Annotated in this window: 9 protein-coding genes; 2 read left to right on the forward strand and 7 right to left on the reverse strand. The window is 65.9% G+C overall.

The window, feature by feature from the left end; translation table 11 throughout:
* Nucleotides 1–114: 114 nt before the first annotated feature.
* From flhB to flgB, 6 genes are all read right to left on the reverse strand, one after another.
* Nucleotides 115–1,191 (reverse strand): flagellar biosynthesis protein FlhB, encoded by a 1,077-nt coding sequence (flhB, locus tag C8N35_RS10350; protein WP_107989592.1) that lies wholly within the window; start codon nt 1,189–1,191, stop codon nt 115–117.
* A 12-nt stretch (nt 1,192–1,203) separates the two neighbouring features.
* Nucleotides 1,204–1,968, reverse strand: a complete 765-nt coding sequence (fliR, locus tag C8N35_RS10355; RefSeq protein ID WP_107989593.1) for a flagellar biosynthetic protein FliR — start codon at nt 1,966–1,968, stop codon at nt 1,204–1,206.
* An 11-nt stretch (nt 1,969–1,979) separates the two neighbouring features.
* Nucleotides 1,980–2,249, reverse strand: a complete 270-nt coding sequence (gene fliQ / locus C8N35_RS10360) for a flagellar biosynthesis protein FliQ (protein WP_107989594.1) — start codon at nt 2,247–2,249, stop codon at nt 1,980–1,982.
* Between the two features lie 278 nt (nt 2,250–2,527).
* Nucleotides 2,528–2,842, reverse strand: a complete 315-nt coding sequence (fliE, locus tag C8N35_RS10365; protein WP_107989595.1) for a flagellar hook-basal body complex protein FliE — start codon at nt 2,840–2,842, stop codon at nt 2,528–2,530.
* 80 nt (nt 2,843–2,922) lie between these two features.
* Nucleotides 2,923–3,333, reverse strand: coding sequence for a flagellar basal body rod protein FlgC (gene flgC / locus C8N35_RS10370; RefSeq protein ID WP_107989596.1), 411 nt, complete (start codon nt 3,331–3,333; stop codon nt 2,923–2,925).
* Nucleotides 3,334–3,397: 64 nt separating this feature from the next.
* Complete coding sequence (gene flgB, locus C8N35_RS10375; RefSeq protein WP_107989597.1) at nt 3,398–3,799, reverse strand: flagellar basal body rod protein FlgB; 402 nt, start codon at nt 3,797–3,799, stop codon at nt 3,398–3,400.
* Between the two features lie 526 nt (nt 3,800–4,325).
* On the opposite strand from flgB, the gene C8N35_RS10380 reads away from it, so the two are divergent.
* Nucleotides 4,326–6,596: a flagellar biosynthetic protein FliO gene (locus C8N35_RS10380; protein ID WP_170122067.1), complete on the forward strand. Its 2,271-nt coding sequence runs from the start codon at nt 4,326–4,328 to the stop codon at nt 6,594–6,596.
* Nucleotides 6,593–7,357: a flagellar type III secretion system pore protein FliP gene (gene fliP / locus C8N35_RS10385; protein WP_107989599.1), complete on the forward strand. Its 765-nt coding sequence runs from the start codon at nt 6,593–6,595 to the stop codon at nt 7,355–7,357. The genes C8N35_RS10380 and fliP overlap by 4 nt, the downstream gene beginning before the upstream one ends.
* A gap of 342 nt (nt 7,358–7,699) precedes the next feature.
* Here fliP and C8N35_RS10390 read toward each other — a convergent pair whose 3' ends face one another.
* Nucleotides 7,700–11,758 (reverse strand): tetratricopeptide repeat protein, encoded by a 4,059-nt coding sequence (locus C8N35_RS10390; RefSeq protein WP_210203473.1) that lies wholly within the window; start codon nt 11,756–11,758, stop codon nt 7,700–7,702.
* Between the last annotated feature and the right edge of the window lie 58 nt (nt 11,759–11,816).

Consider the following 11,816-nt stretch of genomic DNA (forward strand, 5'->3'; position numbering starts at 1 on the left):
GCATTGGTTGCATTGATAGGCCGGCGCGAAGCTGACGGATACCACGATTCCCACGCAATTCACGCGCCTTCCCCAAAAACCGGCGCGTCAAGTTGATGCCGCGTTCGCCGCGCCTCACCTGTCGCGCCACGATTTCGTGTTGCGCTGGCGCAGGACATAGCCGATGACCTCCGCGACCGCGCGGTAGTGCTCTTCCGGGATCTCCTGATCGACCTCGATCTGGGCATGCAGCGTTCGCGCCAACGGCGGGTTCTCGATGATCGGAATATCGTTGGCCTTGGCGATCTCGCGGATCTTCAGCGCGACCTGATCAGAGCCCTTGGCCACGCACAGCGGCGCCTGCATGCCATCCTCGTACTTGAGGGCGACAGCATAGTGCGTCGGGTTGGTGACGACCACGGTCGCGCTCGGCACCGCCGCCATCATCCTCTTCCTGGAGCGTTCCATCCGGATCTGGCGGATGCGCCCCTTGACCATCGGGTCGCCTTCCGACTGCTTGTACTCGTCCTTGACCTCCTGCACGGTCATCTTCTGGCGCTCGTACCACTTGTGGCGCTGCCACAGGAAGTCCCCCGCCGCCACGGCCGCCATCAACGCGATGATCGCGCCCAGAAGCTGCAGCGAGATCTCGCGCGTTTCCGGCAGGATCATGACGACGTCGCGCATGACCATGGTGTCCAGCTCGTCGCGCATCGGCCACAGCACCGCGAACATCAGCGTGCCTACGGCGGCGATCTTGATCAGCCCCTTGGTGAAGTTGACGAGACTGTCCTTGGAAAAGATCCTCTTGGCGCCCGATAGCGGCGAAACCTTCGACAGTTTCGGCTTCATGTTCTCGCCCGACCACACGAAGCGGTGCTGCACCAGGTTGCCCGCCAGCGCCAGGATCACCAGGCACAGGAACGGCAGACCGACGGCGGCGAAGATCATCATGCCGGAGGAAAGGAACAGCTTGCGCATCCCGCCGGTATCGACCGGGATCTCCCAGGAATTGGCCAGTATCCCCGCCATGCCGCGGCCGAGCGTGCCCGCGATGGAGGGCGCGAAGATGGCCACGATCAGCGCCGCGCCGACAAGCGAGAACCAGGTGGAGACTTCCTGGCTCTTGGCGACGTCGCCGCGCTTCAGGGCATCGTCGAGCTTCTTTTGTGTCGGGTCTTCCGTTTTTTCGGATTGATCCGCGTCGGACATGGCACCCTCCCCCTAGCGCACCACAAACCGGCCGAGCACTTGCTCGATATGGCTCATGTACCAGGTCATAAGGGTGCCCAGCAGCAGCATGAGCAAACCGATGCCGAGAAAGATGTTCGCCGGCATGGCGATGAAGAAGATCTGCATCTGCGGCATCAGCCGATTGAGCAGCCCCAGCCCGAAATAGAAGACCAGGCCAAAGACGATGAAGGGCGCGGAGATCCGCATGCCGATGGAGAATGCGGCCGCCACCGTTTCCACCGCGCTTTCCGCCAGATCGCCCACCGGCATCCAGTGGCCCGGCGGAAACAGCGTGAAGCTGTCGTTGAGCGCGGCGATGACCAGGTAGTGCAGGTTGGTGGCGAAGATCAGCGTCACCGCCAGCAGCGTCAGGAAGTTGGCGAACAGCACACCCTGCTGCGATTGCGTCGGGTCGAATGCCATCGCCATGGCAAGGCTCGACTGCTGCGCCATGATGGTGCCGGCGATCTGGATACCCGCCATGATCAGGCGCACCGACAGGCCGATGAACAGACCGACGACGAATTCGCTGGCGAACATCACGATCAACGCGCCGAAATTGCCCGGAACCGCGCCCGGATAGCGCCCGGCAAGCGAGGGATAGAGCAACATGGCGAGAAGCAGCGCCAGCGACAGCCGGATGCGCGGCGGAATGTTGGATTCTCCCAGCGCCGGCAGCAGCATCAGCATCGTGCCGAGCCGCGCGAAGATCAGCATGAAGAGAAGCGCGATCTGGGGCAGGAAGGAGACAGTCACCCGCCGCTCCTTCAGCCCTGGCCCTGTATGACCAGAGCCATGATCTGGTTCATGTAGGTCGCCAGCGCCTGCCCCATGAACGGCAGGACGAGCATCAAGGTGATGAAGATCGCGAGGATCTTCGGCACGAAGACGAGGGTCATTTCCTGGATCTGGGTCAACGCCTGAAAGAGCGCCACGATAAGCCCGACACCAAGCCCCACCACCATGACGGGCGTCAGCATCTTGATCAGGACAAAAAAGCCCTCACGGCCGATATCGAGCACTTCCGGTCCGTTCACGGTCGGATCTTCCCGTTCTACTGTTGGCCTTCGCCGGATGCGGATGGTTAAAAACCACTTACCACCTTAGGCAGAGTCGGCAAAGTGCGCAGAATTATCGGTCATCCCGGCCAGTGGACAAGCACGGCCCAAAACGGCGCCAGTGTCATCTCGAACAGCGCATGGTCATCGCGAACGGCGTCAGCGTCATCTCGAAAGGACGGGCGGCGCGCTGCCCATCGGGCAAACCATGCCGAACCGCCGGCTCAGCGGTCCGCCACCGCGATCGATCTGATCGATCAGATCGACATCCGCATGATCTCTTCGTAGGCGGAGATCACCTTGTCGCGAACGGACACCATCGTCTGCAGGGCGACTTCCGTTTCCGAAACGGCGGTCACCACATCGACGACATTGGCCTTGCCGTTCATCATGTCGACGGTCTTGTTGTCCGCCTCGCGGCCCTGTTCGACCACCCCTTCCACAGCCGACTTGACCATGTCGCCGAAGTTCGGCGTCGTGGGGTCCTTGATCTCGGTCTTGAGCGAGGTGCCCTGCCCCGCGAGACGGGCGGCGTTCTGGTAGGCGTTGGCGGCGATAGACGGAAGGGTCATGGCCTAAGTGTCCGGTTTCGCGTGGGCTGTCTTGCGAAGCTCGCGCCTCGCGTGGGTCTCTGGAATTCATGCGCCGCCGGTCAGGCGCGCAGGATATCTATGGTTCGCTGTAGCATTCGCCGCGTCGACTGAATGACATTCAGGTTGGCCTCGTAGGAGCGCTGGGCCTCGCGCATGTCGACCGTCTCGATCAGCGTGTCGACATTGGGAAGCCGCACGTTGCCGTCGGCATCGGCGGCCGGATTGCCCGGCTCATAGCGCGTCTTGAAGTCGGAGCGATCTTCCTGGATGCGGCCGAGCTGCACCGTCTTGGCGTCGAGTTCGCGATCCAGCCGGGACTGGAAGGTCGCGATCTTGCGCCGATAGGGATCCTCGTCCGGCGTGCGACCTATGGAATCAGCGTTGGCGATGTTTTCCGCGATGACGCGCATGCGCCCGCTCTGGGCCTTGAGGCCGGAGGCGGCGATCATCAGCGACTTGAGAAAGTCCATTCAAGATCTCCCGCGGATCTCGTCCGCACGTCCGTTTTCGGGCGTCAGGCCTTGCTTTCAGGCGTCAGGCCTTACCGATGGCGGTCTTGAGCATGCCGAGCCCACGCGAATAGAGGGTCGTGGCCGCCTGATAATCCATCTGGTTGGCCGTAACCTTCATCATCTGCTCCTCCAGCACGACGGAGTTGTCGTCCGGCGTGACCTCGAAAGAGCCGACCTTGCGCGGATCGCCCAGCCCCCTGCTGCTGGATGCGTGCATGTGACCGGGCTCCGTCACCGCCATCGTCACCGGCCTCACACCGCTGCGATTGAGCGAATCGCTGAATTTCGGTGCCTTGAGATCGCGGCCGATGTAACCGGGCGTATCGGCATTGGCGACGTTCTCCGACAGCACCTGCTGGCGCTCCTGATGCCACTGCATCTTCGTCTTCAGCGCCTTGAAGACGGAAAGGTCTGAAATGCCCATGAGGCCGCTCCTGGGACGTTCGGGACGCCGTTAACATCTGGAACATCCTGCCGCCTATAAGGTTAACGAGGTGTTAACACCGTTAAGTTTTTGCTAACCACGGATTGGCGCGAACGCACGCCTTTTCCCTTACCGCGATGTATCGTGCCTGCCATCCGCAATGTTTCTGACCGGCAAATTTTTCCCATATCTGTTAACCTTACCCGCGACCCTTCAGGGAGTACGACAGGAAGCGGACGTAACCCGAACATGAACATCGACGCGCACGTGCCCGCGAGCCGGCCCGAGCCTGCGGACCGGCCCTGGCCCCGCTCCACCGCCCGGCGGCCGGGATCTGCGGCATCGCGCCGGGCCCGGCAGGCCAAATCCCTTTGGATGAACGGGGCGCGCATCGCGCGAATTTGCTCAAAAACGGGACAAAGCGACGCCAAGATTGTAAGAGAAACTCCGAATAGGATGCGGTGGCGACTCAATGCCCCGCGTACTGGCGAACAACGGGCAGCGTAAAAACGACAGTGAGGACTTTATGAACAACTGGCTGGAGGAGGCATTCAACCTCGACCCCGGTTTTGCCCGCGGGCTGCAATTCGTCATCGCCCTCATGATCGTTCTGGGGCTGATCGCCATCTTCATATGGATCATGCGGCGCATTTCCGGCGGCGGCATCGGACGCGCGCCGCGCAATCGCCAGCCGCGCATCGCCGTGATGGACCACGCCGCACTCGACGCCCGCCGCCGGCTGATATTGATCCGGCGCGACAATATCGAGCATCTGCTGCTGGTCGGAGGCCCTTCCGACGTGGTGGTGGAGCAGAACATCATGCGCGGCCAGCCGGCCGCAGGCTTCCAGCGTGCCGGACAGGGCCATCATCAGCAACCGCAGATGCAGCCGCAGCCCCAGCAGACCGTTCAGCAGCGCCAGAACCCGCAGCACCCCAATCAACAGCACCCCGGTCAGCAGCATCCTGGCCAACAGCCCGTGCGCCAGCAGCCGCAGATGCAGCCCGCGCAACACCCGCAGCAGCCCCATGCGCCGCAGCAGGTGCCCGGCGCATATGCGCAAACCTCCGCCGCCCAGCCGCAGGTTTCGCCAACGGCTCCGGCTCCTTCCTCGGCCACAGAGACGCAACGTCACGCGCAACAGCGCCCGCCGCAGCCGCAGGTGATGCCGCTGCATCCCGCCGACCAGCAGCCCGCCCGCGCGCGGCCCCAGCCCGCAGCGGCCGAGACGACCCGCGACGCGCAGCGGCGCGAAACCGGCGCTCTCGATAACAACCATCGCGAACAGGCCGGCCCGGCCGCACAACAGCCCGAGGCCCAGGAACCGCGCAAGCGCCTGTGGCCGTTCGACAGCCAGCAGCGCACCACGCCGCACCCGAGCGACGGCAAACAGGCCACGGGATCGGAACAGGACGCCGCCAAACCTGCGGCGAGCGGCGAGGATGATGCCTCCACCGCGCGCCGCCCTGCCGCCGGCATGATGCGCGCCGGCTCCGCCGTTGCCGGTGCCGCGCAGGCCGTCGCCCGGTTCCGCACCAGCTTTGGCGACAAGCGCACGGACCAGGCCCCGGCCGAGACATCCCAGACCGGGCGCGGCGCGCCCGAAACGCCGGCGCGTCCCGATGCCCCGGCGCCCGTTCAGACGCAGGCGCCCTCTCAGCCGCACGCCCAGCAGCCACCGCAGTCCCAGCAGACGCCGCAGTCCCAGCAGCCGCAGGCCCCGGCATCCGCGCAGGTTCCGGGCCGCGACCCGGTTCATCCTCCGCGTATCCAGCCCCGTGCGGACCAGCGCGCCGAGAACCATCGGCCTGCCCCCTCCTTCGGCAGCCTGAACCAGCCGTATCGCGCGCCGACGCAAGGCAATGGCGGCGCGAACGGAAATGGCAACGGCAACGGTAACGGCGCCCCGGCGAGAACCGAGCAACGCCAGGAGCCGCGTTTCGAGATGTCGCGCAGCACGCCGCGCGCGGTTCCCGCGGAGCAGACACCGGCAGAGGCGACGAAAGAGACGCCGACGGCCGCCACCCCCGCGGCCGAACGCCCAGCCCCCGCCGAGGCGGCTCGAAACGCCGCAGAGCCCGAGGCGACGCCTAAGGCCGCGCAACAGACCGCCGCCCAGGCGGCAACCGCGCCGGTTCCCCAACCGACACCCCCGGAAGCGCCGGCAAAGCCGACGGCCACCGGTGGCGAGCTGGATCTGACCGCGAGCCTCGAAGAAGCGCTGCTTGGGCCGGAGCCGGCAAAGCCTGCGCCCGCGAAAGCTCCCGCACCCGCGAAGGCCGAAGAGGCGAGGCCCGAAACGGCAGCACCGCAGGCTGTGGCCAAGCCGGCCGAAGAACCCGGGACGCCCGCGTCCGCCGGCAAGCCGGAAGCCGCCCCCTCGACGCAGATACCGGTTGCGGCAAAGGCCCACGAAGCGGCCGAAGAGGCGTCATCCGGCGAGGCAAGGCGCGCCGCCGAAGCGGAGGCGAAGCCTGCACCCGCCGCCCCCGCGCAACCCGCGCCGCGCCCCGCTGCCCCGCCCGCTCAGGCTGCGCGTGAGGAAAAGGCGGCACCGACGCCGCCGGCCGGTGCGGGAATGCGCGCGGACACCACGCCCGTACCCTCTCCCGCACAAGCTGCGCCCAAGCCCGACGCCGAGACGAAAGCGGCCGGAAAGACGCCTGATCCCGTCTCCCACGCCGCGAAGGACGACGCGGAAGACACATCGGCTCCGAGCGAAGACGTCACCATCGACACGATCGAGGAAGAGATGGCGAAGCTCCTCAAGGAGATCGGCGGAAACACCAAGTCATGACCAGGCTGCGACCCGGCCGCATCGGCCGTCCGGCCGCTATCGCGATCGCGGCGGCAGCCGTTGTCGCGATCACGGCCGGCGCCGCGTGGGCGCAAGGGGTCACGATCAACTTCGACGACAACACGACGCTGACCGAACGCGCGGTCCAGCTCGTCGCCCTGATCACGGTGCTGAGCCTCGCGCCGTCGATCCTCATCATGGTGACGAGCTTCACGCGCATCATCGTGGTGTTGTCGCTGTTGCGCTCGGCCATCGGCCTGCAGACCGCGCCGCCGAACTCGGTGATGATCAGCCTCGCGCTGTTCCTCACGGCCTTCATCATGGCCCCCACATTCCAGACCGCCTACGATACCGGCGTGCAGCCGCTGGTGGCCGGCGAGATCGATTTCGAGCAGGCCTTCGAACGCTCCGCCGTGCCCTTCCACGCGTTCATGCGGGCGAACGTGCGCGAGAACGATCTGGCCCTGTTCCTCGAAATGGCGAACCAGGAGCCGCCGGCAGACCCCGAGAACCTGTCTCTGCGCGTGCTCATCCCGGCCTTCATGATCGGTGAGCTGCGCCGTGCCTTCGAAATCGGCTTCCTGCTCTACCTGCCGTTCCTGATCATCGACCTCGTCATCGCCTCGGTGCTGATGTCGATGGGCATGATGATGCTTCCGCCGGTGGTGATCTCGCTGCCGTTCAAGCTCATCTTCTTCGTGCTTGTCGACGGCTGGAACCTGATCGCGGGAAGCCTTGTGAGATCGTTCGCGGGGGGGTGAGGCCCGGCGAAGGGCAGGAACCGTTAACGCGAACCTGAGAGGGCCGGAGATTGGCCAGGGTCTTCTGAAGGAGGTCGCGCCGTCATCCGCAGCAGCAGTGCTGTCCGGTTACGCGGCTCCGCTTCCTGCTCTGGTCCCCATGCGCCCCATTCCAACAACCGTCATTGCCCGGCTCCGTCCAGGCAATCCATTGCCGGCACCCGCAAGCGATGAGCCTGAGGGTAATACCCCCTGACTTTCACCGTGTATGACGGACAAGGAAACCGCGAACGGAAACGCGCGGCCGCGAGGCCATGCGCGTCGATCTATCCGGTCGATGCGCGCGGATACCGCAAACAAGCCCTACGACGCGTTGGAACCCGACTGGGCCATGCCGACGGGCGTCTCGTTGGTACGGTCGGAATTCATATAGTGACGGCGGTACTCGGTCAGGAAACTCTCCATCGTGTCCACCGCCGCGATGTTCTTCACCACGCTCATGAACTCCACGCCCTTGCTGGCGATCGGCCGGGTCACGACCTCGAAGGCCGCGCCGCTGGGGCTGTTGGCCATTTTCGCCACGTATTTGGAGCGCAGCCGGTTGAGGCCGAGCTGGTCGCCGGCGAACGAATAGGCGATCGCCGCGCGCAGGATATCCAGGCGCTCCTGATCCTCCAGCGGAAGATCGTCGGACCACCGCACGCCGTGCATGCGCTCAAGCTGCTCGCCCGCCTCCTGCCAGCGCTTGGCCTGCCACAACGTGTCGGCCCTCAGCCGGTCGACCTCCGGTCCGCGCAGGTTGGAGACGAGCTCGATGGCGAGATCGGCCCGGTCGGTATCGGCCAGCGCGCGCGCCTCCACCAGACGACGCTGCCGGTCGAGCGTCTTGGGCAATTGCGCCTGACGTGTGCGGTTGAGGACGGACAGCGCGCGCTCGGGCTGGCGGTCGAGCAGATAGACCAGCGCCAGGTCGGCCGCGATCTGCGCTCGCGCCACACCCTTCAGCCGGTGGTCCACCTGATATTGCAGAAGCTCGGCCGCCTGATCGAGCAGATCGACGGAGATCAGCCGGTCGGCGAGGCGGCGCACCATCTCGTCGCCATCGGCCCCGATCGGCGTCAGCGCCCGGAAATCGTAGTAGAGCGCCAGCGCGTCGATCGGCTCCATCTCGTCCGCCTTGCCGTCAAGAAACAGCGAGGAAAAGACCGCGTTCATCTCCTCCTGCAGGAGCCGGGTCGTCTGCGCCGAGGGATTGGCCTCCACCGCCGCGCGCATCGCCTCGAAGGCCTCGCGATAGTCGCCATTCTCCGCCGCGAGCTGAGCCAGGAAGCGCAAGGACTTCAGTTCCGTCTCGTCGCCGCGCCAGATGGTGGTCAGCCCTTCCAGCCGTTTCTTGGCCTCCTCCGCATCGATGCCGCCGTCGCGGTAGCGGATGCGCAGCATCCGGTAGGTCGCCTCGGCCGCGCGCGGGCGGTCGGAGGACCGGGCCACGATGTCAAAGGCGCGCAACGCCTCTTCCGAGCGCCCCGCCGCATCCGCCACCCGGCCGCGCAACACATCGTAGCGTGCCGCCTGCGACTTCGTGAGCGTGTTGGGGTCAAGCTCGGACAGAAAGCCCGAGGCCGCACCGAAATCGTTCAGCTCCACCAGAGCCTTGGCGCCGGAAAGATTGAATTCCGCCTGAAAATTCGCCGGATAGTTGCCAATCACCGTCTGGGCGCGCGGCAGGGCGACACGCGCATCGGCCCACTTGTTCAGCGCGACATCCGCCATCATCCGCCACACCGCCGCATCGGGGCTGTCTTCCAGCACGGGCTGCTCGAGATAGGAGAGCGCTTCCTTCGCCCGCGCCGCAATCACGTTGGCCGCACCGCTGGTCAGGTTGAAGACGGGATCGTTGACGATCGCAGGATCGTCGGCCTTCAGCAGATCCAGCATGCCAAGCGCCTCGGCGGCAAAGCTGTTGGCGACCTGGAATTGCGCGAGATCGAGCCGCGCCGGTCCGCGCTCCGCTTCCGGCAGCGCGGCCAGCGCCTGTTCGCGGCGGCGCAGTTCATGGACATATTCCGTCGTGCTGTTGGTGACGAGCCGCGTCAGGTCGCCGTAACTCGGCGTGGTGTTCTGATCGCCATTGCCGAGATAGGCGCCTCCGCGCGCATTGGCGCCCGAAAGCGACAGGCCTCCCTCCTTGCGCTGGACGAGCACATCGTCGCCGGAAAAGACAACGTCGAGATCGTCCACATGGGGCACAAGGGCGATACCGTGGGCGGAGGCGAGGGTCGCCAGATCCACGAAGGACTGCCCCTTGATGAGACCGCGCGCCGGGCCGAAGCCGGTGACGACCTCGATCTTGTCGCCGATCACCGGATCGGTGAACGTGTGGTGGGCAATCGGCTTGCCAAAGGGGATGCGAAGGATCGAGCCACCATTGCCGCGCATGTTGCGGTTGACTTCCACCGGCTTCGTCGGCTCAAGGATCATCTCGCCGATGGTCAGGATCCAGCCGGGCCCATCCGTCCCCACCGTCGTCAGGACGCGGTCTGAAAGCCTGACGCGCACCGCCTGCCAGTCGCCGTGCTCGACGATCTCCATCGACGTGGCCATGCCCTTCAGCGCCGTGCGTGCGGCGCCCAGATCGATTGGCACATCGGTGTCGAAGATCAGCCACAAGGTATCGCCGCGCCGGAACACTGCCGAAGAGACCGGATCGAGGAAGGGAAAGACGACGCGAACCGTGTCCCCGATGCGCCGAGCCTCGACGCTGACGAAATTGCGGATCGCGGCGAACTGGTCATCGTTGACGAGTTCCGGATTTGGCCGGGCGTCCGGCAGGCTCGCGGGCGGCGGGGCCACCCGGCCATCCGGCTGGAACGTGTTTTCGGTGATCAGTTTGGAAATGTCGTCGCCCGCCGGCGGCGCGGACCTGGCGGGTGCGGGCGCGGATGCCGCCTGCTCGCTTGAGGGCGCGGGCTCGGCCTGTGCCGCAACAGGTGCGGGCGCGGGCTCCGCCGGTGCGGGCGCGGGCGCTTCGGCCATCTTCGGGGCGGCTGGTTCGGGCTGCGGCGCGGCGGGTGTGTCCTGCGCCACGGCGGGCTTTTCCGGCGCGCTCACGGGCTTGGAAACCGGGGTCGGCTCCGGCCCGCGTTGCGCAGCGGCTGCCTGGGCGGGAGACGGCACCGCCTGTGCGGCGGGTGCAGGAACATCGTTCGCAGCGGGCGCGGCACTTGCGGCGCTCGGAGCGGCTTTCGTCTCGGCCGGCGCCGGGGCAACGGCAGGCGTCGGTGCCGGCTCCGCGGCGGGGGACGCGGGCGCCTGCGGTTGTGCGGACGGCGTATTGTTCTGCGCGGCCACCAGAGCATCGGCCGCGACGATTTCGGCCGGCTGCGCCTCCGGATCCTCTGCCCGGTCATCGGCGGGCGACGGTGTATCGTCCACGCCGGACGCGGTGACGACCTCGCTCGCGCCGCGTGGCGTGCCGTTGGTCAGCACATCGGCCACCTTGGCGTTGACCGGATCGGAGGGACCGACCTGGCCGTTCACCACATCGATCACATAGTTGTCGCCTTCACGGAAGGCGCGGATATCGACGGATGGATTGACGCGCAACAGGAAGTTCAGCCGATCCTCGGCCTTGAAGGAGGTCGCGTCCACCACGCCCGGCGGCAGATGTACCTTGAGATCGGAAATATCGAGATCGACGGCGTGATTGAACAGCACCTTGACCACATCGCCTTCGCGCACGAACTGCGAGTCGAACGGTACGGTCCATTCAAAGACGAGACGCGTGAAGGTCGGATGCTCGCCAACGCGCAGCACGACGCCGGGAAGCTTCCGGTTGCCAAGCGCGGCCTGCTCCATCTCGCGAAGCTTCTTAATCGCGGCTTCCGCGCGCTTGGCCAGATCCTTGACCACATCGTCCGGCAGGCTCGGCGGCATACCGGACCAGTTCGCCGGCAGCACGTCGACAAACAGCTTTTCCCCCGCCTCCATCGTGTTGATGCGCGCATCGCCCGAAAGTGCCAGCCGCAGCCCCGACCCGTCCGGATCGAGCCTCGCCACGGAGACATAATCGGAAAGTGCGTTCGTGATCGAACCCTGCAACTCAAGATCGACCGGCTCGGGGAAGGTGACGCTCAAGACGCCGCTGGAGATGCGGGCATCGTAGGCCGGCAGCAGCGTGCGGTCGCGAAAGGTGATGACGATGCGGCCGAAGCCGTCCTCCTTCAGCGCCTCGACATCCGCCACGGGCCGATCGGCCGCCTGCGCCGCCGACAATCCGCCGGAAACGGGTGCGATCAACGCAACAATGAGGAGAAGCAGGAAAGCGGCGGCATGGCATGCGAGTGCGCACGCGCGCGCGAAAGCCCGGCGCGCACAGGGCACGCCGACATGGCTTTGCAACGCGGGAGACCGATCCGTCATGCACACACAATCCATTGCCCGGAAACCCGCCCAGAACATACACAGTACACGGGCGGAC

Origin of the sequence: Breoghania corrubedonensis (assembly GCF_003053845.1) — a bacterium.
In the GTDB taxonomy this organism is placed as follows: domain Bacteria; phylum Pseudomonadota; class Alphaproteobacteria; order Rhizobiales; family Stappiaceae; genus Breoghania; species Breoghania corrubedonensis.